General features: G+C 55.4%; 20 protein-coding genes. 13 read left to right on the top strand and 7 right to left on the bottom strand.

Going from position 1 to position 22785, the window contains the following annotated elements:
- Positions 1-3: 3 nt before the first annotated feature.
- A complete protein-coding gene (locus tag GXB78_RS22410) occupies positions 4-1050 on the bottom strand; it encodes an oxidoreductase (protein WP_329517039.1) in 1047 nt (348 codons plus the stop codon).
- A gap of 144 nt (positions 1051-1194) precedes the next feature.
- Between GXB78_RS22410 and GXB78_RS22415 the strand changes: the two genes are divergently transcribed.
- The 6 genes from GXB78_RS22415 (at position 1195) to GXB78_RS22440 (ending at position 6837) form a co-directional block, all read left to right on the top strand.
- The gene (locus tag GXB78_RS22415) at positions 1195-2127 is read left to right on the top strand and encodes a LysR family transcriptional regulator (RefSeq protein WP_329517040.1); all 933 of its coding nucleotides are present in this window, start codon (positions 1195-1197) and stop codon (positions 2125-2127) included.
- Positions 2128-2252: 125 nt separating this feature from the next.
- Positions 2253-2783, top strand: a complete 531-nt coding sequence (locus GXB78_RS22420; protein WP_329517041.1) for a PAAR domain-containing protein — start codon at positions 2253-2255, stop codon at positions 2781-2783.
- Positions 2780-3673, top strand: coding sequence for a glycine zipper family protein (locus GXB78_RS22425; protein WP_329517042.1), 894 nt, complete (start codon positions 2780-2782; stop codon positions 3671-3673). The genes GXB78_RS22420 and GXB78_RS22425 overlap by 4 nt, the downstream gene beginning before the upstream one ends.
- A gap of 26 nt (positions 3674-3699) precedes the next feature.
- Complete coding sequence (locus tag GXB78_RS22430) at positions 3700-4305, top strand: hypothetical protein (RefSeq protein WP_329517043.1); 606 nt, start codon at positions 3700-3702, stop codon at positions 4303-4305.
- A gap of 44 nt (positions 4306-4349) precedes the next feature.
- Positions 4350-4997, top strand: coding sequence for a DUF4238 domain-containing protein (locus tag GXB78_RS22435; protein WP_329517044.1), 648 nt, complete (start codon positions 4350-4352; stop codon positions 4995-4997).
- A gap of 952 nt (positions 4998-5949) precedes the next feature.
- On the top strand, positions 5950-6837 hold the full coding sequence (locus GXB78_RS22440) for a hypothetical protein (protein ID WP_329517045.1): 888 nt from the start codon (positions 5950-5952) through the stop codon (positions 6835-6837).
- A 318-nt stretch (positions 6838-7155) separates the two neighbouring features.
- Here GXB78_RS22440 and GXB78_RS22445 read toward each other — a convergent pair whose 3' ends face one another.
- The 3 genes from GXB78_RS22445 to GXB78_RS22455 all read right to left on the bottom strand — a co-directional run bounded on the left by GXB78_RS22445 (position 7156) and on the right by GXB78_RS22455 (position 10236).
- Positions 7156-8658: a YaaC family protein gene (locus GXB78_RS22445; RefSeq protein ID WP_329517046.1), complete on the bottom strand. Its 1503-nt coding sequence runs from the start codon at positions 8656-8658 to the stop codon at positions 7156-7158.
- 83 nt (positions 8659-8741) lie between these two features.
- Positions 8742-9287, bottom strand: coding sequence for a DUF6680 family protein (locus GXB78_RS22450; RefSeq protein ID WP_329517047.1), 546 nt, complete (start codon positions 9285-9287; stop codon positions 8742-8744).
- A 436-nt stretch (positions 9288-9723) separates the two neighbouring features.
- Positions 9724-10236 (bottom strand): nuclear transport factor 2 family protein, encoded by a 513-nt coding sequence (locus tag GXB78_RS22455; RefSeq protein WP_329517048.1) that lies wholly within the window; start codon positions 10234-10236, stop codon positions 9724-9726.
- A 281-nt stretch (positions 10237-10517) separates the two neighbouring features.
- On the opposite strand from GXB78_RS22455, the gene GXB78_RS22460 reads away from it, so the two are divergent.
- Positions 10518-11444, top strand: a complete 927-nt coding sequence (locus tag GXB78_RS22460) for an AraC family transcriptional regulator (RefSeq protein WP_329517049.1) — start codon at positions 10518-10520, stop codon at positions 11442-11444.
- Positions 11445-11495: 51 nt separating this feature from the next.
- Here the strand turns inward: GXB78_RS22460 and GXB78_RS22465 are convergent, their stop codons facing one another.
- Positions 11496-11855 carry a DUF6124 family protein gene (locus GXB78_RS22465; protein WP_329517050.1) on the bottom strand — a complete coding sequence of 120 codons (360 nt, stop codon included), beginning with the start codon at positions 11853-11855 and terminating at the stop codon, positions 11496-11498.
- A gap of 549 nt (positions 11856-12404) precedes the next feature.
- Between GXB78_RS22465 and GXB78_RS22470 the strand changes: the two genes are divergently transcribed.
- The 5 genes from GXB78_RS22470 (at position 12405) to GXB78_RS22490 (ending at position 20197) form a co-directional block, all read left to right on the top strand.
- Positions 12405-13727, top strand: coding sequence for an APC family permease (locus GXB78_RS22470; RefSeq protein WP_329517051.1), 1323 nt, complete (start codon positions 12405-12407; stop codon positions 13725-13727).
- Positions 13728-13865: 138 nt separating this feature from the next.
- The gene (locus tag GXB78_RS22475; protein WP_329517052.1) at positions 13866-14492 is read left to right on the top strand and encodes a TetR/AcrR family transcriptional regulator; all 627 of its coding nucleotides are present in this window, start codon (positions 13866-13868) and stop codon (positions 14490-14492) included.
- Positions 14493-14660: 168 nt separating this feature from the next.
- Positions 14661-15932 carry an OmpP1/FadL family transporter gene (locus tag GXB78_RS22480; protein ID WP_329517053.1) on the top strand — a complete coding sequence of 424 codons (1272 nt, stop codon included), beginning with the start codon at positions 14661-14663 and terminating at the stop codon, positions 15930-15932.
- A gap of 99 nt (positions 15933-16031) precedes the next feature.
- Positions 16032-17141, top strand: coding sequence for an efflux RND transporter periplasmic adaptor subunit (locus GXB78_RS22485; protein ID WP_329517054.1), 1110 nt, complete (start codon positions 16032-16034; stop codon positions 17139-17141).
- Positions 17138-20197 (top strand): efflux RND transporter permease subunit, encoded by a 3060-nt coding sequence (locus tag GXB78_RS22490; protein ID WP_329517055.1) that lies wholly within the window; start codon positions 17138-17140, stop codon positions 20195-20197. The genes GXB78_RS22485 and GXB78_RS22490 overlap by 4 nt, the downstream gene beginning before the upstream one ends.
- Here the strand turns inward: GXB78_RS22490 and GXB78_RS22495 are convergent.
- Together GXB78_RS22495 and GXB78_RS22500 are read right to left on the bottom strand one after the other, a co-directional pair.
- On the bottom strand, positions 20175-21110 hold the full coding sequence (locus GXB78_RS22495; protein WP_329517089.1) for an NADP-dependent oxidoreductase: 936 nt from the start codon (positions 21108-21110) through the stop codon (positions 20175-20177). The two genes, GXB78_RS22490 and GXB78_RS22495, sit on opposite strands and share 23 nt — an antisense overlap.
- Positions 21111-21170: 60 nt before the next feature.
- Positions 21171-21602, bottom strand: a complete 432-nt coding sequence (locus tag GXB78_RS22500; RefSeq protein ID WP_329517056.1) for a DoxX family protein — start codon at positions 21600-21602, stop codon at positions 21171-21173.
- A 295-nt stretch (positions 21603-21897) separates the two neighbouring features.
- On the opposite strand from GXB78_RS22500, the gene GXB78_RS22505 reads away from it, so the two are divergent.
- Positions 21898-22731 carry an oxidoreductase gene (locus tag GXB78_RS22505; RefSeq protein ID WP_329517057.1) on the top strand — a complete coding sequence of 278 codons (834 nt, stop codon included), beginning with the start codon at positions 21898-21900 and terminating at the stop codon, positions 22729-22731.
- Positions 22732-22785: the final 54 nt, after the last annotated feature.

Consider the following 22785-nt stretch of genomic DNA (forward strand, 5'->3'; position numbering starts at 1 on the left):
CGGTCAGCGGTAAGTGACGCCGGTCAGTCGCTCAGAAAGTTGCCACAGCGCGTCGGAGTTCGAGCGATCGGCAGCGGCCGCAGGCATCTTGGCGAAGCCCAGCGGTCCGCGCTTCTCGTTGTTTCCGGTGGGCCCATAGTAGGCGCCGCCAACAGCCTCCAGCGCCGTTGCCGCATACAGCGTGGGCAGCGCGCCCTGCGCTGCGGAATGATACAGGTCCCGCTCCACAGCCCATTGTTTGCCGAATTCGCTGTCCAGGCCAGGCCCACGGGCGATCAGCTCGGTCACGGCAACACCGGGGTGCGCGGCGATGCTGCGTATCCCCCAACCGGCGGCATCGCTGCGCTGCTGCAGCTCAATACTCCACTTTAGTATCGCCAGTTTCGATTGGCTGTAGCTGGCGAAAGGGTCGTAAGCGCGCTCAGCCTGCAGGTCATCGAAGTTCAGGATTGCGCGCCCGGCGGCGATGCTCGACAGGCTGACCACCCGACCATCGTCGCTTTTGCGTAGCAGAGGCATCAGCAGGCCGGTCAAGGCGAAATGCCCCAGGTAATTGGTGGCCAGTTGCATCTCGTAGCCGTCGGCCGAAACGCCTCGAACCGGCGGCGACATGATCGCGGCGTTGTTGATCAGCACGTCGAGCCTTGGCAGGCGCCCTTGCAGACGGTTGGCGAGGTCGCGCACGGATTGCAGATTGGCAAGGTCCAGCGTTTCGAATTGCACGCGCGCCTCTGGCACGGCTTGCTTGATGTTTGCGATCGCTTCGCGGCCGCGCTCGGCGTTGCGTGCGGCGATGATCACCTCGGCACCGGCTCGCGTCAGGGCCAGCGCGTCTTCATAGCCCATGCCGCTGGTCCCCCCGGTCACCAGCACGATGCGGCCTTTCTGGCTGGGCATGTCGTTGGTGGACCAGTCCGGCTTCGGCTCTGTTCGGGGAGTCGCCTCCGCAGCCAGTGTGCCGGTCAGCGCGGAAATGGCGAACAGCGTTCGGGCGGCCTTGAAGATACGTTGAGTCGCGGTATTGCTCGGCGTAGCGGGTACATGGCTCATCGGGGAAGTCTCATTCGCGTTACAGGTCCCGGTTGGCGGGGCGAGTGAGCAGTATCGGTGTACGAATGCGCGAGGATAAGCCGGGCATTGGTGGATGGCCCGTACGGTATGGCGTACAGTCAGGCGCCTGCGGAGGAAGCATTCATGCGTAAACCAAACCTTACCGATGTGTCGATATTTGCTGCGGTGGTCGAGGCGGGGGGATTTCGTGCCGCCGCGCAAAAGCGGGGGCTGTCCGCCTCGTCGCTGAGCGACTGCATTCGTCGGCTGGAGGGCGACCTGGGCGTGCGCCTGCTCAATCGAACCACCCGCAGCGTCACGCCGACGGCGGCCGGCGAGCGATTGCTCGAGCGCCTGCGCCCGGCCTTGCAAGAAATCGACGCCGCTTTCAACGATCTGGACGACGACGCTCAGCGCCCGGTCGGCACGCTCAAGCTAAATGTGCCGGTGCCGGTGGCACGCTTTCTGTTGCCCGACCTGCTGGCGCGTTTTCTGCGTCTTTATCCAGGGGTCAGCGTCGAAGTCGTGATGGACAACACCTTCGTCGACGTCAACGCTGGCGGGTATGACGCCGGCGTGCGCTATGAAGAGAGCCTGGCCAAAGACATGATCGCCGTGCCCATCGGCCCCCGTCGCCAGCGCTTCGTTGCAGCCGCCGCCCCGCGCTATCTTGCTGAACGTGGGACACCCACTCACCCCGAAGAGCTCCCGGGCCATGACCTGCTTGGTCATCGATTTGAGAGTGGAAAAGTGGGCGTATTCGAGTTCCATCGAGACGGCCGTATCGTGCGTATCCCGCCTCAGGGGCAACTGCTGACGTCGTCCCACGATTTGACAATTCGTTCGGCCATCAACGGGCTGGGCATCGTCTATACCTTCGAGGATTTTCTACGCGAGCCGCTCTCCGATGGTCGACTGGTGCCGATACTCGAAGACTGGTGGCAGGCCTTCGACGGTCCGTTTCTTTACTACCACGGACGCCGTCACATGCCTTCGCCGCTGAGGGCGTTTGTGGATTTTTTGCGGGGGGAAGGGCAGGTTGCGGAGAGCTCAGGTGTCTTTAGCATCGTTTCGTAAGGCCAATCAGCCCTCAATCGAACTCAGCATCAAACCCCCAATGCCCCAATCTGGCGTACATATGGTTGGCGACCCTTCTTTTATGCCAGAATTCCTCTGATTCTAATTTTACAAGGATGTTAAAAATGTCAGGCAAGCCTGCCGCTCGCGTTACCGATCCTACTTCTTGCCCTCTGCCTGGTCATGGCGTTAATCCAATTGCCTCTGGGTCTCCAGACGTTTTTTTCGATGGGTTAGCTGCCGCTCGGCAAACTGATAAGAGCGCATGTGGCAGCCCTATCGTCGGAGATGTAGCTTCGACCGTGCTCATCAATGGATTACCTGCAGCAACCGTTGGTAGCACTGGCGCCCATGGGAATAACGTCATAACTGGCTCCAGTACCGTAATAATTGGTAACTCGCATACTCCAGCGGATTTCACACCTCCTTCCGCAATGCCGCTTTGGGCACTGGTCTTCGATGAGCAGTTTCGTATCGTTGGTACTGATGGTCAGCCATTAGCTAACGTTCCCTACCACATCAAAGATGAGTCAGGAATGGTCTATACCGGGTTTTCAGATGAGTCAGGACGTACTCCGAGAATTGCTACGAGCAAACAAGAAACTCTGGAAATTACTACAGGAGTTGCGGCCCTTGAGAAGTGGGTTGAAGCATGACGGAATTTTCTTGCAAAGTACCCACAAACAAGGAAGCCGGCTCGGTAAGTAACGTACCTGGCTATGCGATGCCGGCGAATATTCATCTTTTCGTCGCAGTCGATGAAATCGGAAAGGATGGATTTTTAGTTAGAAAAATTTACTCGTCTCCGGACAATCCTCATCTTGTTGCAAAAAATTTACCGGAATTCCAGATGAAACACGAAGTCTGGCCCGAAAAATATGGTATGCGCCCCGTCGCTCCAAACTCAAATGCCACCGTAGCAGAGCACGTATTTAGCAGCAGGAAATATCCATCAAGCTATCTTTCAACAAGCTCCGAGTTTCCCGGCGGCTCTCCAAGGTTCGACGGGAAAGTTGTCTATATCGACATTGAGAAAGCGAAGGCGGCTGGAGCAAAGTTAGTTACGACGGAGGAAATCCTTAAGTCGTTAGAAGACTATAAACAAGTAGCTCCGAAGAACTCGGCGAGAATCGACCAGATTGCTAGCTGGGTGAGAGATATCGACAAAGAAGTACTGGTGAAAGCAGAAAAAGTACCAGCTAATGCGATTTTCACACCAAGGTCTTATCAAGTGACCAATACGCTCATGAAGGGTGCAAGAGTCGTAAGGGTTTTCGCCATTGGATTTACTGCGTATGACCTAAAATTAGCCACAGAAGAATCAATTAAGCAGAAAAGCGTTAAACCTATTTCTGTCGAAGTGGTGAAACAAGCAGGCGGCTGGGGAGGCGCGATGGCCGGTGCAAGGATAGGGTTCGTTGCAGGTGCTGCGGTTGGTATAGAAACCGGGCCTGGTGCATTTGTAAGTGGTGCAATCGGTGGAATAATATTTGGCACTGCAGGGTACCTGGGCGCGACCTGGCTCGCTGACTACCTACAAGAGTGAAAAAGTATATGAGCTGGTTAGGTCGTATGAAAAACGTGTTCAAGACTACCCCCGAGGAGCAAATCGTTGGTTATTCGGTGGTAGAGTTAAAATCTATATTTGGAATCACGGTCACTGAGGCTGTAGCAGGACATCGAAATTACCCTGTTTACTCAGCGTTGACTCCTGCAGGAATACAAGCCTATTACTCAAGTTTTGTCATCGGCAAAGCTGAGGTAGCTGATCTTGAAAGCCTCATTAAAGAACGGTTCACACCTATCAATGAAAGAGTGTTCAATGGATTGGTCGTTACCCGCTTTCAACATCGACTGAGTGGTGAGCAGCTTATATTTTCTATTTCATATAAAGAATTCAATAGCGCTACGATTCGGCTGGTCACCAACAGTTCTGAGCTATTGTCCCTGTTAAGCGAAACAAAAATTGCGGCTCCTCCTCCGTGGTTGGTCTTCGATGGATACGAGGCGTCTTGGTGGGGAGGTGACATGCAGGGGGCACAAGGTTTTTACAACGACAACTATTTCTTTCCGTTTTTTTCATCGCTAAGTCCAGCAGAAAGAACCGCTTATTACGCAAGATATTCCGCATCTGAGGAGTGGATCAGGAGCCTAGAGTTGACTCTGGATCTCGAATAGCGATAGCTATAGCTCTGCTTCGGTCAAAAGTAGGGCACAGTTCGATGGCTGCTTTCGGCCATAAGCAGACGGTGACGCCGAGGTTTTCAACAGAACCTAGTGTAGGCTATAAAGCACTGCCACTATGCCACTACCTGGCGCTGGACACGGATAATTCTCTGATGCATCTTGAAGAAAAAATCAGGCAGCACTATGTGAGTCGGTTCTACCTTGACAGTTGGACAACAGTGGAAGCCACTGAAAACATATCTATATGGTCACTAAATAAAATCAGGGGAAATATTTTTAAAACTACTAACCTTTCTAATATCTCCCAGAAAAACCGATTTTATAAGGTTGTCATTGATGACATCGTTTGGGACATGCTGGAATATTTGCTAGCCCCGCTAGAGCACGAGCCTTTCGTAGCGAGGACTATGCGCACACTCAACCCACTACTATTGATAAACCAATACCGGAAAAACAAGCCTGAAAACCACGAAAAGCTGGTCGTAATAGAAACAAACCTCTTAGAAGATCTCTACGCAGACCTTGAAAGCTTGTTCAATCACACTCTAAAGAAAGTTTCCGAAACCGGCAGCAAGAGCAAGCTATCGAAAGCTTTAGAAGAGGATGAAGAAAAACATTACAACAACCTTATACTTTTTTTGCAACCCAACACTTCAGAACCATGCAGGCACGAAAAAAAATAAATGAAATAACAAAAGACATGTATCTTCAACGTGGCCAAGATGAAAAACACAAACTCTCACCTCAACAAGTTGATATTGTTACAAAAATCCACCTTTATGTTGAGTCGATCAGGTTTGCCGACAAACTATCCCGATCAAAATTCAGAATCTCACTTGACTATAACGTTAGTAACATAGATTTAGCCACCAGTAGTTCGCCAACATTAGGGTTTTCTGAGCCTCGGGCGCATCGCGATGACATCAGATCATTCAAAGGGCAAATAGCTCTCTCCCCAAAAATAAACATGCGTTTATACCTATCATCTGATGGCAGTGAACGAATAGAATTCGGTACTCTGGATAAGCAAAGGGTTCTCTCATTGAATAGGCTCCGTGTGAAAAGCTCAGACTTAGACGTCTATGCAACCAGCGAGCGGCAACTGCAAATCCTCCTGAAGCTTTTACCTTCATAGGCCCCAGAGGAAAAAAGGGGGCTGATTTATTTTCTGAGCAATGGAAAAGAGGACTATCTGTTCCCTGACAACCTCTGCACGCGTAATGCCCCCACCGACCATTTTCAGCTATAAACGGGGGGGCTTGGCAGCTTAAGGCTCAGAAAATGGGGAAGGATTAATTGTCCGAAAAAATAAATCCGTCCCCTTTTCGTCCTCGAAGGTATCGACCTGTTGGCGCTGATACGACTTGAGCCAGGACGTTGATTTTGCCTGACTATATGCGGCCTGTGAAACCCCACGTAAAGACGTCATCCGCTGAATATTTGGGTAGATCAATGAGTTTCGGCAGCCTGGGTCAGACGCGTCGGCTGCAACAGCCTCTCGCCACTCGCGCGATTAGCTAAAATGACTTTCGGGAGAGCTGAGCGTAAGGATCGAGTATTCTGTCTGCGGCACCTAATTTCTGTTGCTTCAGTTGTGGGAGGACGTCTGTGTTAAAGCGAACGGCGAACGTCAGTATGGTCCACCTAGCTGGTTTGGCTGGTTTGGAAAGTGGGATAAGGGATAGCTTCGGTATAGAGGTTGGCCAGTATCATGACAAGGTCGTATACCATGCTCTGATTCAGGCTGGCGTGCACTCCATCAGAAGCATAGATGGTGTGAGTTCAGATCTGCCGGGCTTGGTTGGTAAGGAGCGCATTACTGCTCATGACGGCACTGAGTATTACAATATTCTCCATACCATCCAAGAAATGCTACAAAAGCACGCTATTGGCGGGATCCTAGGAAAAGAGCAGAGTAAATATATCTCGTTGAGCCTTTTTCTGACTGACCTTATTTACGCGCTGAAAACTAATTCGGCGATGCTGGTTGTTCTGCCTATCCCTAAACTCGAAGACTACTATGGAATAATTTCGCCTCATATACTTTCAGCTGTTGGGAATCTGTTGCCCGGCGTCACCCCCATAGAAGTGCTAACACCTATTCCACAACTAAGCGTGAAGGCTAGCGAAGTGGGAATATTTGAAGAGCTTCTGGGAAGCCAAATTTTTTCTGTATATTCTAATGCGCATAGCAGTCTTGAGAATAATCGAGAGTCGGACGTGGCTGTATTGAATAACGTCTCGTTAAAAGCTAAATCCGTTTGGCAGCGCTTCTCTAACACCGTTGATCTTAAGAGTCTAACCCTTGCGCTGATGCCTATAACCAAAAATCTGGCAGATAAGGTGCTTACAGGTCTGCCGGGCACCATAACAGGTCTGCTGGCAGATGTTTTGACGAAAGCTGCTCAACAGGAAAAGCGAATAGTGATCTATGACTACCGCCGATCACATAAAGATCTGCTGGTCGCTCACTATTCAAGTATGTCCCGCTTAGGGGTTCAAAACGGAAAGAGAAAAAATTAGCCCTCTCTGATTATAGGAGTTTGTCTTTATAAGATAAGGCGGGCAGGCGCAAACGAGATACGCTTTGCTTGTACGTATAACAGACTGTGGCAGGTATGCTCCGGGGCGGTTGCCATTCCTAGTGGCGACGCGTCAGCCATTTTCCCGGGGGGCCGCTATTGGCCGTTAGCGACCTCTAACAAGCGACCGCTGCTGGCCATTAGCAGTCGCTCGTGTGGAGCCGCTTCGGCCGAGGGCAGACTCACAGATAAGGCTCAAAGCTAGCAAAATTAGCTCCCATGATCACGCTCCTCTGGTGCAATGCGCTATGAAGAGTCTTCAAATAAGCGAACCTGGCATACTCGTATGAACACGTTCTCCTGAAATACTTTCTAGGAATTGCTGCGGTAGAATCCTCTCCAAGACATCAAGTACGGCGCGCATGACACTTAAATGTTGATCCCAGTCTCCTCCCTCTACACGACGCCAAGCACCTGGCATATATCTCACTAGAATTGATAAAGAATATAGAATCGCAAGAGATGTAACTCTATAGTCAGCCACTCCGCCTAATACAGGCATGATCAATGTCGAACTACTCAAGTAAGGACTCTTGTGTAATAGCAGTGCCTCGTGCCAAGTTTCCAATCCTGAATGATCAATTCGAACTCGGAAAACCTCACCATCATCTGTTGTGTCCATCTTTGTTAACTCAGAAAATGGCCAATCCTGCGAAACGATTCTAGACTCTGAAATTTTATTTGATCGATCCTTGAGCAATATGTAGCTACTTGAGGGTGCCGAGCCTTTCAGCGCGCGGTATGATGCCATATCAATATATGGTATCAACCATGCAGGCTCATCTTCGTAGACCCGCGTAAAAAGGTCACCCAATTCTGGTATCGCTGATAATAGAGCCGACATGTTTGCAAAAGATTGTGACGGATACTTAGTTAAATTTTCTAAATCGCTTACTGATTTCGCTTTGGCTCGAGGATAGAAGCTCGTGTCATATCCCAGAAAGCTAACCCAGTTTGGATAGAATCCGGTGGCGATAACCCCTACTTTCAAGTCTCCGAAGTTGCCAGTCACTGATGGTAGAGCAAAGAGACCGTGGCCTTGTTTAGTCATGCCCTCTAGTTCATCAAGGTTGGCTGGTCCATTGGGGGACGCAAGCATCTCCGCAAAAGCAAGACTCAGAGTGCCATAATATAGACTTAGAACACGTTTATTTAAGCTTTCGTTGGGCGCTCCCTTGTAGTAATCTGAAGCATTACTCAAAGAAAACGCAATTCCAGAAGCTTTTGAGTGGACTTGCACGTCTGTAAGCAAAATTCCATCAGCATTGGCACGTTTCAGAACTAGCTTTTTTGCGAGTTCTGCGCTTGAGAATTGGCTGAGTCGAGACCAAATTCCTGCCAACGGATTTTCTGAAACAATTCTTAGAATAGTGCTGGTGGTTTTTATTCGTTTAATTGGCTTGGCCGGTGCAATTTCACTATTCCACTCTACAAGCAACGGAAAAAAATCACCAATCGAAGCGATTGGAACAGTTATGCCTCTTGCATAGGCTTCAACATTATACAGCTGTCCATTAGTGAAGATGTGGCTGACCGTTTTTTCTAAATTCTTGTAGTGCCGATTGTCTGTAGCTGACGTATACATGAGAGCTATTGAGTGCTTAATGCTCTTTTTCTCAGCATCTATGACTAAATACTCACCATCTTCTGACTCGGTTTTTATGGCAGCTACCCAGCCATGGGATAAGAGAGGGCCAAGTATTTGTTGCTTGGCTGCATCACGTAAAATTCCCATGCGTAACTCTATGCCTACACCGCCCATCTCCATACTCCTTTATTGCGCAAACTTTACTACGGAATGATATTGACTCAATCTCAACGAGACTGATATTCGAAACCATTTATTTAATTTTTAAAGTTGCCCATCAGAAGGGGTGTTATTTTCCTCTCTTTTGGCGACGAGAAAATGCTCTGATTTTCCAACACTCGAGACCATTGTTGTGATATTTTTCTTTGGAATTCGATATCGTCCGCGTGGCCTTGAGGGATGTAAAATTTGTCTATGTCAGTCTGACTAATATTTGAATATTTTAACTCTTTTGCCATTGTACCGATTAGCTCAATCCAAGTATGGTCGCGTTCCTGGCTAGGGGGGTGAGACAATAACGCATAGTACTTGTGCCAGAGGATTTTGATGCTTGCGCTGTCCGCATACACCACATCTATCATGTTGAGCGCCTGAGCAACTTGCTGCGATATAATCAAACCTTTCCTCTCGCCAACAAGAGTGAGAAATAGTTTTCGTTTTGCCTCAAGCTTGTCTTTTCTTGATTGGAACCAGATTGTGAAGAAGACTCCAGTGATCTGTCCGGCAAAAATAGCTATAGCCGTTACCCATAGCTGGAGTTGGGCTAGTACCAACTGAGTCTGAGCGAATTCCTCTGCTGCCATGTGGGCCATCCTAATTAAATTTGCGAACCTAGCTGCGAGTGGGTGTCTAGGTAAAACAAACAATGTGTTGTTGCATTTGCTCTGAAATTTTAGGTGGGGATGATTTCACGGTGCTTATGTAAGGCTAGTCGAAAAAACAAAGGGTGTATGTGTTTCAGCCTGCTTGCTAGCGGTCCTTCACTCTGCCGTGTAATGTCGTCCAATCGAGATTGTAAGCAGCAATGGGTCTACGGCGCGGTTAGAAAGCGTCTATCTCCACCGAAGCAATTTCCAGGAAATTACACCAAACATTCGCTAAATCTATTCCAAAGGCAGCTTCGAGCTAACCGAGACGAACGTCTGCTTTTGGCCGAAACCCGACATTCGGTAGCTGGCCCCTGCGTATATCTTGTAGCTTCTTGCGGGCAGATACTTCAGTCGCTCTTGGCGGGCTTATTTATTCACCATCGCCTGCTTCAAGCGGAATTCGCCTGATAACGTCGTCGTAAGGCACCAGGTCGAGAAAGGCTACGACCTCGACTGCCTGCAAGTTTCGCATGCGCATGATCCATACGTAGCTGTTGCGATAAGGCGCGCCGTCGGCTGCGGTGGCGGTGCCGTCCCAGTGCACGACGACGTCATCGCCTTCAGCCCAGATATCCGCCACCGTCGGGCGAACTGGCGAGGCGAGCCGTTTTGCGAAGGGTTGGACTGCGCGTTTCAGGAAGTCATCTCGGCCCCGATAAGTACCCGCCGAGGGGCTCGTGCCCTTAATTGTCCAAATCACATCGGGAGCCAGGACATCTGTGAAGAACGTCCGGCCGCCTTGAGCCCACTGGTTGAACGCTTGCGCAATGAATTGGCGGTTGCGTTCCGTAGTCGGTTCGCTGGCCACGGCGGGCGCCGGCCCTGCAATGAGTGTAGTGAGGACTAGTGCTAGCGCTGTAGAGAGGCGTTGAACAAGCGTCATTTCCTGTGCTCCTTAATCTGTCGGATGAGCCCCGTCGAGTTGGATGGGCGGTTGTTGTTATCTGTAAGCCGCTAGTTGCGTTTTCCCGCGCCGTTGCTCTATATGGGGCATCGGCAAAGAGCCATCGACGCGGGACATGGAGTGGACGGCAGTACCTCTGGGCTTCATCTGAAGTGTGACTTACGAGCGGAGGAGGGCTGTTGCAGGATCGTCCTGATTTCTTGCTTGATTATCCGATACCAGTTGTTTAACCGCCGCATGCCCTCGTTATGGAGTTGCGTTTGAATTCCCTTTCCAAGCTTGTCGATATCGTTGGTCGTCACGCCCGGAATGACGGCATTCACAGCACCGCGATTCCGGGTGTCAGCCTGATTCGCTCGGCTACGCCCACGATGCCTATGCCGGTGGTTTACGAGCCAACGCTTTGCCTTGTGGCTCAGGGACGAAAACAGGCGATGCTGGGTACTACCGCTTATGTTTACGATCCGGCCAAGTACCTGATTGCATCGGTAGACCTTCCGGTGATGGGCTCGGTCACCGAGGCGAGTGAGGCAGTTCCCTATCTGTGCCTGGCGCTGGATCTCGATACCACTGTGTTGACCGAACTTGTGCTGCGCCATCCGCTAAGAGAAGAGAGCGTCAGTGCACCGCCGGCAGGCATTACGCTCAACGATACGACTCCAGAACTGCTGGATGCCGCGGTTAGGCTGGTCGGGCTGCTCGACAGACCACGGGATATCGAAGCGCTCGCCCCGCTGGTGATTCGCGAAATGCTTTATCGCCTTCTCACCGAGAACGGCAACAGCATCATCAGGCAGATGGCGCAGGCAGGCAGCCGCTTGAACCAGATCGCCAAGGCCATTGCCTGGCTGCGCAGCCATTACAACGAAGCGTGCCGGATAGATGACCTCGTCGGTATCGCCGGGATGAGCCGTTCCTCGTTTCATGCGCATTTCAAGGCGATCACCTCAATGAGCCCGCTGGAATTTCGTAACCAGTTGCGGCTACAGGAAGCACGCCGACTGATGGTCACCGAAGCAGTAGATGCCGCAGAGGCGGGATATGCAGTCGGTTACGAAAGTCCCTCGCAGTTCAGTCGAGACTACGCCCGCCTGTTCGGTATGCCGCCGGCGAAGGACGCTTGGCGGCTGCGCAGGGCGGTTGAGGTGTCGAGCGCATGTCCGGGCGACGGTTGCCCTGCTGGCTAAAGCGGTTGGCGTCCGGGGACGTGGTCCATAGCCGTCACAGGGCGGTATCGATTAATCCACCGGAACGACGTTATCCAACGCCTGATTAACCGCCAGCTCGCCGAGCATCACTACCTGCGCGATACCTTGCAGTGTCTTGCGAGCCGATCCTTCAACCATCCCAATCACATCACTCAACATCACCGAGGCCGAGCCCAGCGATTCGCTGGCGTTGACCAGCAATTCTTCAGTCGCGATTTTCGGGTTGGCGAGGAACATGCTGCTGGTTTGGTAGGGCGTGGTTTTTATGGTGTCGGTGGGTTTGAGGTAGTGGTCGAGGGCGCGGTCGGCGGCTTCGTGGAGTTTTTTTGAGTCGAGGGATTCGTAGGGGGAGGTGTCGGTGTTCGGGGGATTTGGTGTGACCTTGAACATGATGTTTCTCCTCATGCCGCTTAAAAGGAGCCATCACCCGTTCGCTACCAAACGAAGGGTGGCGGCCATGCACAGGTTGGTAGACCGGGACACGAGGCAAAACCGGCGCGCTCGAAAGCGCCCTGCGCATAGCCACCATAGAAGCCAGGCGAAGACTTCGCCAAACGGTGTCATTGCGCACCTCGTATACCCGGGCTACCAAACCCGATCACTGTTTTTCAGTGACCGGCCAACGGTAGAACCCCGGCCCGAGGCGCACAAGCCGGCGGATTCTGGCGTAGTCGTAGGCAATGGCGCAAGGCGTTGTAGCTTGCTGGCATGGTCTGGATATCGGTTTTAAACGAGGTGTTTAGGGAAATGGTTTTGGCTGAGGTTTGGTGTTGATCGGGCTGGGGGCTTCGCGAGCAGGCTCGCTCCCACAAGTGTCGAGTGGGCAATGTTTATAGCGCCGTGCCAATCGGGCCGTCACAGATTTTGAACTTTGCTTTGCGCTCCATTTCCATTGTTTGAGGTGACAACCCTACAGCTCCTCCACACCTGAACCAAGGAATGACCGTGACGGCTCCCACTGATAAAACTTCTCTGCGCCGGGCTATCACTTTCCCGATGCTGTTTCTGTTTATTCTCGGCGATGTTCTGGGGGCGGGTGTTTATGCACTCGCCGGAACAATTGCGGGGGAGGTGGGCGGCGCGATTTGGGTGCCGCTGCTGATTGCGCTGTTCTTCGCCATGTTGACGGCGGGTTCCTACGCGGAGCTGGTGACAAAATATCCCCACGCCGGCGCGGCTTCGGTGTTCGCGGAAAAGGCGTTCAAGTCACCGCTCATTTCCTTCCTGGTCGGTTTTTGCATGCTGGCGGCTGCGGTCACCAGCGCTGCGGGTTTGTCGCTGGCGTTTGCCGGTGATTATTTGAACGCCTTCGTCGACGTATCTCCGCAGATTGCCGCGCTGGTGTTTCTTTTGGCTATCGGCCTGCTCAACGCGCGGGGGATCAAGGAGTCGCTTGGGGCGAACCTGGTGATGACTGTGATTGAGCTGTCCGGGTTGCTATTGGTGATCGTCGCTGCTGTCTGGTATTTCGGCACGGGAGAGGCGGATCTGGGGCGGACGCTCACGTTCAAGCCTGGCGTCAGTCCCATGCTGGCGGTGTTGGGAGCGGCATTGCTAGCGTTCTATTCCTTCGTCGGTTTCGAAACTTCGGCCAATCTGGCCGAGGAAATCAAGGACGTGCGCAAGGTCTACCCGCGCGCCTTGTTCGCCGCTTTGCTCACGGCTGGCGTGGTTTACATGGCGGTGGGTGTGGCGGCTTCTTCGGTTTTGCCTACTGAGAAACTGGTGGCCACTTCAGCGCCTTTGCTTGAAGTTGTCCGCGCATCGACCCTCGCAATCCCGCCGGCGCTGTTCTCCTTTATTGCGCTGATCGCTGTGGCCAATGGTGCGTTGTTAACCATGATCATGGCCAGCCGATTGACTTATGGCATGGCTAACCTGGGGCTGTTGCCGGGCGTTCTGGGCGCGGTGCTGCCTGAACGAAAAACTCCATGGGCCGCAATTGTTGCAACTACGGTGGTGGCCATTGCGCTGACACTCACGGGTACTTTGGCCACGCTGGCAGAGACGGTGGTGTTGCTGTTGCTGTTCGTTTTTCTGAGTACCAATGTGGCGGTGCTGATGCTTCGTCGCGACAGGGTCGAGGAGGATCACTTTCGCGTGCCGACCTTCGTTCCCGTGCTGGCGATCGTGTCGTGTCTGGTGTTGCTCAGTCAGCAGGGGTGGGAGACGTGGTTGCGGGCGGGGGCGTTGATCATTGTTGGGATGTTGCTGCATGGCTTTTCTCGTATCAAATTTTCTGCGATCAGTAAGGCCGGGTAGTGCGGCAGTTTGGGGGATTGGTGTTGTTTGGGCGGGCGTATTCGCGAGCAGGCTCGCTCCCACAGTGGTGGGCGAGCTGGCAACATTCATAAACCAACACGCATTGTCAGTCGGCGGTCGGGTGAGTAAGCTGCCGACATGAATCAGACTTCAGTTTCCCCATCCTTCCCCGGCCCGCGTGGGCCAGTCGATCACGACATTCGTGATCAGATTGTCGCGGCTGCCAACGAGCATTTCAGCCAGTACGGCTACGCCAAGACCACGGTGTCCGATCTGGCCAAGGCCATCGGTTTCTCCAAGGCGTACATCTATAAATTCTTCGATTCCAAGCAGGCGATTGGCGAGGCCATTTGCTCGAACTGTCTGGCGCAAATCGTTGCGGCAGTCGAGCAGGCGATCAACGAAGCAGACCTGACGCCCACCGAGCGTTTCCGCCGTTTGGTGAAAACCGTGATCGCCACGGGTGTGAACCTGTTCTTCAACGACCGCAAGCTTTACGACATCGCAGCCTTTGCCGCTGGCGAAAACTGGCCGAGTGCGCAGCGTTACGATGCGCAGATCAAGCGCTTTATCACCGACATTGTCCGTGAAGGGCGCGAGGCCGGTGAGTTCGAGCGCAGGACGCCGCTGGACGAGACCGTCGAATCGATCCACCTGGCGCTGCGGCCCTTCGTCAATCCACTCATGCTGCAGCACAATCTGGATTTCATCGAAGTGGCGCCCACGCTGACTTCGAACCTCATCTTGCGCAGCTTGATGCCTTGACCTTCTGCTGATCCGAATACTCGGATCACTCCCTTCAATTCATCTCTCTCTATGAACAACAAATTTTCGTTTGCCCAAAACGTGACTGTTGACTGATATGGTCACTCGGATAACATGGCCGCCGCCATTCAGGTATTCCATTTCCGAGACACCCATAGAGTCCACACAATGAAAAAAACAATGCTCAAGCGCCCGGTGGGGCTGGCTGTCGTTCTTGCGTCATCGAATGTTCTGGCGGGCGGTTTTGCGCTCAATGAGCAAAGCGTCAGCGGCATGGGGTCGGGTTTCGCCGGTCGCTCTTCTTCGGCGGAAGACGCCAGCACCGTTTTCGGCAACCCGGCGGGCATGGCACGGCTCAAGCGCGAGCAGGCCAGCGTCGGGCAGGCGACGCTGTTTGCGAAGTCCGATATCAGCCAGACCCGCAGCACGTTTGGCGGCGAGGAAGACGGCGACATGGTGCCGACCACCACGGTGCCGATGGGCTATTACGTCAAGCCGATCGACGAGCATTGGGCGTTCGGTGTCGGGTTTTACGTGCCGTTTGGCCTGATCACCGACTACGGCAGCGGTTTCGCCGGGCGCTATTACGCCAACAAAAGCGAAGTCACCACGCTGACGTTCCAGCCGACCATCAGCTATGCCTTCAACGACAAAGTGTCGATCGGCTTCGGCCCGACCATCAACCGCATCAGCGGCGAGCTGTCGGGGATGGTCGCCAACCCGCTGAGTCCCGGGCGCAACGACGGCAAAGTCAAAAGCACGGGCGACGATACCGCACTGGGCTTCAACGCCGGGATCATGGTCCAGGCCACCGAGCAGACCCGTCTGGGGCTGACTTATCACTCGAAAGTCAGTTACCACCTCGACGCGAAAAGCAAACTCAGCGATGGCATCTTCAATGTGCTCGGCGTCAGCGGTCGCAGCTATGACGCGTCGCTGGACGTCGACACCCCGGAGTCGGTGGACTTCTCGGTCACCCATCAACTGAACAACGACTGGACGCTGTATGCCGGCAGCACCTGGACGCGTTGGAGTCGCTTCAAAGAGCTGACCATCGAGAACAGCGGATTGCCGCCATTGCTCAGCGGCCAGTTGGGCACGATCAGCGAAGAACAGAACTGGCATGACACTTGGGCCCACGCCATCGGCGCGGCGTATCAGTTGAACAGCCAGTGGGTGCTGCGTGCCGGGTTCTCGGTTGATCAATCGCCCGCGAACAACACCAACCGCGGACCGCGTATTCCTACGGGCGATCGCCAGGTGTTCAGTGTCGGCGCCGGTTGGACCCCAGCAGAGAACGTCACTATCGACGTCGCCTATTCCTATCTGTGGGAAGAGAGCGTTGAGATCAACGACACCTCGGCAGGCAAGGGTTCGTACAGCGCCAAATACAAGAACAGCGCCAGCGGCCTCGGCACTTCTGTCAGCTATCGCTTCTGATTCAGCGTTGAAAATCGGGCCGGCGAATTTGTGACTGTTGACGATATCGGTCACAAGACTGAGAATATGATGATCATCCTATTTCAGTGAAGGAATTCCATGCGCCGGCTCCGACCTTTCCCCCTCGCGGTATGTTTGTTGCCCTTGGCCCTGACGGCGTGTGGTGATTCTTCCAGCGCAAAAGACCCGCGCACCCTGGCGCCCTTGGTGAGGTCAGCTGCGGTGCAACTTGCAGAGGACGGGGCCCGATCGTTCACCGGTGTCGTGGCCGCGCGAGTGCAGGGCGATCTGGGCTTTCGCGTCTCGGGCAAGGTGCTTGAGCGTCTGGTTGATACCGGCCAGACGGTCAAGCGTGGCCAGCCGCTGATGCGCCTCGACCCGATCGACCTCGGCCTGCAGGCGCGAGCCCAGCAAGAGGCAGTTACCGCCGCTCGCGCCCGAGCCACACAGACAGCCGGTGACGAAGCGCGCAATCGCCGACTCGTCGCCGCCGGCGCTATTTCGGCATCGGCCTACGATCAGTTCAAAGCCGCGGCCGACACCGCCAGGGCGCAACTCAATGCCGCTGTCGCGCAGGCGGACGTTGCGCGCAACGCTTCCGGTTACGCGGTGCTGGTGGCGGACGCTGATGGCGTGGTGGTGGAAACCCTTGTCGAACCGGGGCAAGTCGTCAGCCCCGGCGAACCGGTGGTGCGACTGGCGCGCGCCGGTCAGCGTGAAGCCATCGTTCATCTGCCCGAAACCCTGCGCCCCGCACCGGGTTCAACCGCTCAGGCCAAACTGTATGGCGATACGTCGGCTGCCGTCAGCGCAAAACTGCGTCTGCTCTCCGACTCGGCCGACCGCACCACTCGCACCTTTGAAGCGCGCTATGTGCTTGAAGGCAAACTGGCCGATGCGCCGATCGGCTCGACGGTCACCATTGAAATCCCGCAAAGTTCTGCGCCAAAACAGGCGCTGAAGGTGCCCATGGCCGCGATCTACAACCCCGGCAAAGGCCCCGGCGTTTGGGTGATCGCAGGCACACCGGCGAAAGTCTCCTGGCGACCGGTCGAGGTGCTCGGATTGAGTGACGATTCGGCACGCATCGCTGGCGAGCTTATCGTCGGTGAGCCGATTGTGGCGCTGGGTGCGCATCTGCTGCGCGATGGCGAAGAAGTACGATTGCCTGCCCGCGAAGACAAGCAGGTTGCCGGGAGTCGTCCATGAGCGAGGGCCGGTTCAACCTTTCCGCCATCGCCGTTCGCCAACGGGCGATCACGGTGTTTCTGATTTTTCTGATCGCTGTGGCAGGTGTTTTGTCGTTCTTCAAATTGGGCCGTGCGGAAGATCCGCCGTTCACGGTCAAGCAACTGACCGTCATCACGGCGTGGCCGGGGGCGACCGCGCAGGAGATGCAGGACCAGGTCGCCGAACCCCTCGAAAAACGCTTGCAGGAATTGAAGTGGTACGACCGCACGGAAACCTACACCCGCCCGGGACTGGCGTTCACCGTGGTCTCGTTGCTCGACCGCACACCGCCAGCGCAAGTGCAGGAAGAGTTTTATCAGGCACGCAAGAAGCTCGACGACGAAGCAATCAAGCTGCCGGCGGGTGTCATCGGGCCGATGGTCAACGATGAGTTTTCCGACGTGACCTTTGCGCTGTTCGCCCTGAAAGCAAAGGGCGAGCCGCAGCGTTTGCTGGTGCGCGACGCAGAGACGTTACGCCAGCGCCTGTTGCATGTGCCGGGGGTGAAAAAGGTCAACATCATCGGCGAGCAGGCCGAGCGGATATTCGTTTCGTTTTCCCATGATCGCTTGGCGACGCTGGGCTTGTCGCCGCAGGACATTTTCGCCGCGCTGAACAATCAGAACGTGCTGACGCCCGCCGGGTCGGTCGAAACCAAAGGGCCAGAGGTATTTCTGCGCGTCGATGGCGCGTTCGATACATTGCAGAAAATCCGTGACACGCCTGTTGTCGCTCAGGGCCGAACTCTCAAGCTGTCTGATGTCGCGACGGTCGAGCGCGGCTACGAGGACCCGGCGACCTTTCTGGTACGCAACAACGGCGAGGAAGCGTTATTGCTCGGCGTGATCATGCGCGAGGGCTGGAACGGTCTCGATCTGGGCAAGGCGCTGGATGCCGAGACGGTCAAAATCAACGGCGAAATGCCGCTGGGCATGACCCTCTCGAAAGTCACCGATCAGGCGGTGAATATCGACTCGGCCGTCGGCGAGTTCATGGTCAAGTTCTTTGTCGCGCTGCTGGTGGTCATGCTGGTGTGCTTTCTCAGCATGGGCTGGCGCGTCGGCGTCGTGGTTGCGGCGGCGGTGCCGTTGACCCTGGCGATCGTGTTTGTGGTGATGGCGGCCACCGGCAAGAACTTTGACCGGATTACCCTGGGTTCGCTGATTCTGGCGCTCGGGCTGCTGGTCGATGACGCGATCATCGCCATTGAAATGATGGTGGTGAAAATGGAGGAGGGCTACGACCGCATCAAGGCCTCGGCCTATGCCTGGAGCCATACCGCAGCGCCAATGCTGGCCGGTACGCTGGTCACGGCGATAGGCTTTTTGCCGAACGGTTTCGCGCAATCCACGGCGGGCGAATACACCAGCAACATGTTCTGGATTGTCGGCATCGCGCTCATTGCGTCGTGGGTCGTCGCCGTGGCTTTCACGCCGTACCTGGGCGTGAAACTGTTGCCTGACATCAAGAAAGTCGAAGGCGGGCACGCGGCAATTTACGACACACCGCGCTACAACCGTTTCCGGCGGATTCTGGCATGGGTGATAACGCGCAAATGGCTGGTGGCGGGCATGGTCGTTGCGCTGTTTGTCGTTGCGATTCCGGGCATGGGGCTGGTGAAGAAGCAGTTCTTTCCGACCTCTGACCGCCCAGAAGTGATGATCGAAGTGCAGATGCCCTACGGCACGTCCATCGAGCAGACCAGCGCCGCTACGGCCAAGGTCGAAGCCTGGCTGCAAAAGCAGGAAGAGGCCAAAATCGTCACGGCCTATATTGGCCAGGGCGCACCACGGTTTTTCCTGGCGATGGCCCCGGAGTTGCCGGATCCATCGTTCGCCAAGATCGTTGTGCTGACCGACAGTCAGGACGCTCGCGAAACCCTCAAGTTGCGTTTGCGCGAAGCGGTGGCTGAAGGTCTTGCTTCGGAGGCGCGTGTTCGGGCGACGCAAATTGTTTTCGGTCCGTATTCACCATTCCCGGTGGCCTACCGGGTGATGGGGCCTGATCCAGCGAAATTGCGCGACATCGCCGAGCAGGTGCGCAGCGTCATGCAGGACAGCCCGATGATGAGAACCGTCAACACGGACTGGGGGCCGCTGACGCCGACGCTGCATTTCAACCTGAATCAGGATCGCTTGCAGGCGGTGGGGCTGACGTCCAGCGCGGTGGCCCAGCAGTTGCAATTTCTGCTCAGCGGCGTGCCGATCACGGCGGTGCGCGAGGACATCCGTTCCGTGCAGGTCATTGGCCGTGCAGCTGGCAATATTCGCCTGGATCCCTCGCAGATCGAAGGCTTCACCCTGGTCGGCGCGGCGGGGCAGCGCATCCCGTTGTCGCAGATCGGCCAGGTCGAGGTGCGCATGGAAGACCCGATCCTGCGGCGCCGCGATCGCACGCCGACTATCACCGTGCGTGGCGACATCGCCGAAGGCTTGCAGCCGCCGGACGTCTCAGGCGCGATCATCCAGCAGTTGCAGCCGATCCTCGAAAACCTGTCTTCCGGCTACCGGATTGAACAGGCGGGCGCCATCGAAGAATCCGGCAAGGCCGGCAAGGCAATCCTGCCATTGCTGCCGATCATGATCGCCATGACGCTGCTGATCATCATCGTGCAGGTGCGTTCGATCTCGGCCATGATCATGGTCTTCCTCACCTCGCCGTTAGGCCTGATCGGTGTGGTGCCGACGCTGCTGATCTTCAACCAGCCGTTCGGCATCAACGCGCTGGTCGGGTTGATTGCGCTGTCAGGAATCCTGATGCGCAACACGCTGATCCTGATCGGGCAGATTCATCACAACGAGCAGGAAGGGCTGGCGCCGTTCCATGCCGTGGTCGAAGCGACAGTGCAACGGGCGCGGCCGGTGTTGTTGACTGCGCTCGCGGCAATTCTCGCGTTCATTCCGCTGACCCACTCGGTGTTCTGGGGCACGCTGGCGTACACACTCATCGGCGGCACGTTTGTTGGCACCATCATCACGCTGGTGTTTCTGCCGGCGATGTATGCGATCTGGTTCAGGATTCGGCCTGAGCGCTGACATCGAGGACGATTTTTCCGCGAGTGTGCCCGGCCCAGCTTTGTTTTACCGCGTCGACAACTGCTGTCAGCGGTACCACTTGAGCCGCAAGGCTGAGCTGGCCCGATGTGAAGAGCGCGGCGATCTCGGCCAATTGGCTGCCATCGGAGCGGGTGGCGAAGTTTTTGCCACTCACGCCGTGCTCACTAGCCCTCTGTGCAGAGGGTGCGCTGACCGGCGAAACCAGAACGCCCCCGCGCTTGATGACACTCCATGAACGGTTCTGAGTTTCGCCGCCGACCAGATCAATGACCGCATCGACCTCAGCAACGCTGTCTTCGAATTTTGCCGTGGTGTAGTCGATCACCACGTCGGCGCCAAGCGAACGCAGATAGTCGTGGTTTTTCGCAGAGCTGGTCGCGATCACATAGGCGCCGGCAAGGTGGGCGAGCTGGATTGCGAAGCTGCCCACGCCACCTGCGCCGCCGTGAATGAGGACTTTCTGGCCTGGCTGGATCGCGGCGTGTTCATACAGCGCTTGCCACGCGGTCAGTGCTGCCGCCGGTACGCCGCCGGCCTCTTGCAGCGACAGGGTTGTCGGCGTGTGGGCCAGACGATCTGGCGTTGAAAGCGCCTGGGTCGCATACCCGCCGGTAATCCCGATAAACCCGAATACCTTGTCGCCAACGGCAAAGTCTCTGACGTTCCTGCCCACCGCGGCGACTGTGCCCGAGACTTCCACGCCAGGCGTGTAGGGCAGTGGCAGAGGAATGAATTGCTGCATGGCACCGGAGAGGATTTTCCAATCGATCGGATTGATCCCACTGCCGGCAACATCGATTAACACCTGATCGTCATTGGGTTTCAGATCCGGAACTTCTTTGAGCACCAGCGCTTCTGCCTGGCCGTACTGCGCTACTTGGACAGCTTTCATGATTCTCTCCGTTTTGATGGTCAAGGCTCGTCGGAACAATTGGACGTGCCGGCGATTTGATCAGTGGCGACGTGCGTCGAGGCTGAAACGCCCTGCGCCGAAAGCAGCGATCTGCAAGAGCCCACCGGCCATGGCGATATTCTTGAAGAAATGGATGAACTGATTCTGGTCCGCCAGAGCGTTATGGAAAATCAGCGCGGTCAGTACGCTGAAAATCGCCAACGCCGCTGCGGTGGTACGTGTGCGATAACCGGCGATCAACGCTACGCCGCCGATAATCTCGACAGCAATCGCCACGCCCAACGCCAGTGCTGGAAAGGGCAACCCAACAGAGCCGATGTAACCAATCATCATGGCCGGTGCCGCGATTTTCGACAGGCCCGAAAGGATGAAGATCGCGCTCAGAAGAATCCGCCCGATCAAGGAAACGCTGCTGTTGAGGTTGGAAGATGTTGACGCAGTGATGCTGGAAATTGTGGCTGCCTGGGACATGACGTGGATTCCGCTGATTTCAGCGCTTCACCATGAAGCGCCGTTGTGGAGCAGATGATGTCACCGCGCAGCTTTGCGCAATAGCCGACAAGTTTCGATGATCAGGTTCGAAAAAATAGAAATGCAGCGGAAATCGAAGTGAACGTTCATCTGTGGTCCGGGCTACGTGTTGCTGAGCAGGATCAGGCAAATCTCGCGGATTAATCAGATAACAGCCGCGGGGCTGATTCGGTACGTTGGTCTCGAACGCGGTTCAGCGTAATCCTGAACCGCCCCTATCAAGAGGAGTACTGCAATGAACGAGACTAAGGTTTGGTTGGTTACAGGCTGTTCCACCGGGTTCGGTCGCCACATCGCCACGGCGCTGCTGAATGAGGGCGAGCGTGTGGTGGTCACGGCGCGCAAGACACAGCAGATTGAGGATCTGGCCGCGCTGGGTGATGCCTTGGTTCTGCCTCTGGACGTGACCGATCCGGCGCAGGCGATGCAGGTCGTAGATGCCTCCGAGCATCACTTCGGGCGCGTGGACGTGCTGATCAATAATGCCGGCATTGGCTATTTCTCATCGGTAGAAGACAGCGACGATGAAGCTGTTCGGCGGATGTTCGAGGTCAACTACTTCGGCACGGCCCATATGATTCGCGCGGTACTGCCAGGCATGCGCAAACGGCGCGCCGGCATGATCGTCAACCTCACATCAATAGGCGGTCTGGTCGGGTTCGAAGCGGTCGGCCATTACTGCGCCACGAAGTTCGCCGTGGAGGGCCTGTCGGAAAGTCTGCGCGCCGAAGTTTCGCCACTGGGCATCGGTGTGATGACCGTTCAGCCCAGCGCCTTCAGAACCCAATGGGCAGGGGCTTCGGGCGCCGCGCAAACGGTGACTGAGGATTACCAGGCAACCGCCGGTGCCGCGATGCACGCCTACCAGCAATCTGTTGGCAATCAGGCCGGCGACCCAGCCAGGGCGGCAGCGGCAATTTACGCCGCCGTTAGCTGCGCAGCGCCGCCGGCGCGCCTGTTGTTGGGCAATGAAGCCTATGAGGCAGCGCAGGCGAAGCTTGCCGCCATGGGCCGCGAGTTCAGCGCATGGGAATCTACCGCCCGTGGCGCGGACTTCCCAACGGCCTGAAACGCGAAGCCCGCACTGATGGTATGGCCGCTACAGAATCAGGCAAACACCTGA

Source organism: Pseudomonas moraviensis subsp. stanleyae (genome assembly GCF_036283065.1).
GTDB classification, from domain to species: Bacteria; Pseudomonadota; Gammaproteobacteria; order Pseudomonadales; family Pseudomonadaceae; genus Aquipseudomonas; species Aquipseudomonas stanleyae.

What these genes read in the sequence shown, in the direction of transcription:
- GXB78_RS22410 (WP_329517039.1), bottom strand. Translation starts at nt 1,050, where the DNA reads ATGAGCCATGTACCCGCTACGCCGAGCAATACCGCGACTCAACGTATC.
- GXB78_RS22415 (WP_329517040.1), top strand. Translation starts at nt 1,195, where the DNA reads ATGCGTAAACCAAACCTTACCGATGTGTCGATATTTGCTGCGGTGGTC.
- GXB78_RS22420 (WP_329517041.1), top strand. Translation starts at nt 2,253, where the DNA reads ATGTCAGGCAAGCCTGCCGCTCGCGTTACCGATCCTACTTCTTGCCCT.
- GXB78_RS22425 (WP_329517042.1), top strand. Translation starts at nt 2,780, where the DNA reads ATGACGGAATTTTCTTGCAAAGTACCCACAAACAAGGAAGCCGGCTCG.
- GXB78_RS22430 (WP_329517043.1), top strand. Translation starts at nt 3,700, where the DNA reads ATGAAAAACGTGTTCAAGACTACCCCCGAGGAGCAAATCGTTGGTTAT.
- GXB78_RS22435 (WP_329517044.1), top strand. Translation starts at nt 4,350, where the DNA reads ATGGCTGCTTTCGGCCATAAGCAGACGGTGACGCCGAGGTTTTCAACA.
- GXB78_RS22440 (WP_329517045.1), top strand. Translation starts at nt 5,950, where the DNA reads ATGGTCCACCTAGCTGGTTTGGCTGGTTTGGAAAGTGGGATAAGGGAT.
- GXB78_RS22445 (WP_329517046.1), bottom strand. Translation starts at nt 8,658, where the DNA reads ATGGGCGGTGTAGGCATAGAGTTACGCATGGGAATTTTACGTGATGCA.
- GXB78_RS22450 (WP_329517047.1), bottom strand. Translation starts at nt 9,287, where the DNA reads ATGGCAGCAGAGGAATTCGCTCAGACTCAGTTGGTACTAGCCCAACTC.
- GXB78_RS22455 (WP_329517048.1), bottom strand. Translation starts at nt 10,236, where the DNA reads ATGACGCTTGTTCAACGCCTCTCTACAGCGCTAGCACTAGTCCTCACT.
- GXB78_RS22465 (WP_329517050.1), bottom strand. Translation starts at nt 11,855, where the DNA reads ATGTTCAAGGTCACACCAAATCCCCCGAACACCGACACCTCCCCCTAC.
- GXB78_RS22470 (WP_329517051.1), top strand. Translation starts at nt 12,405, where the DNA reads ATGACCGTGACGGCTCCCACTGATAAAACTTCTCTGCGCCGGGCTATC.
- GXB78_RS22475 (WP_329517052.1), top strand. Translation starts at nt 13,866, where the DNA reads ATGAATCAGACTTCAGTTTCCCCATCCTTCCCCGGCCCGCGTGGGCCA.
- GXB78_RS22480 (WP_329517053.1), top strand. Translation starts at nt 14,661, where the DNA reads ATGAAAAAAACAATGCTCAAGCGCCCGGTGGGGCTGGCTGTCGTTCTT.
- GXB78_RS22485 (WP_329517054.1), top strand. Translation starts at nt 16,032, where the DNA reads ATGCGCCGGCTCCGACCTTTCCCCCTCGCGGTATGTTTGTTGCCCTTG.
- GXB78_RS22490 (WP_329517055.1), top strand. Translation starts at nt 17,138, where the DNA reads ATGAGCGAGGGCCGGTTCAACCTTTCCGCCATCGCCGTTCGCCAACGG.
- GXB78_RS22495 (WP_329517089.1), bottom strand. Translation starts at nt 21,110, where the DNA reads ATGAAAGCTGTCCAAGTAGCGCAGTACGGCCAGGCAGAAGCGCTGGTG.
- GXB78_RS22500 (WP_329517056.1), bottom strand. Translation starts at nt 21,602, where the DNA reads ATGTCCCAGGCAGCCACAATTTCCAGCATCACTGCGTCAACATCTTCC.
- GXB78_RS22505 (WP_329517057.1), top strand. Translation starts at nt 21,898, where the DNA reads ATGAACGAGACTAAGGTTTGGTTGGTTACAGGCTGTTCCACCGGGTTC.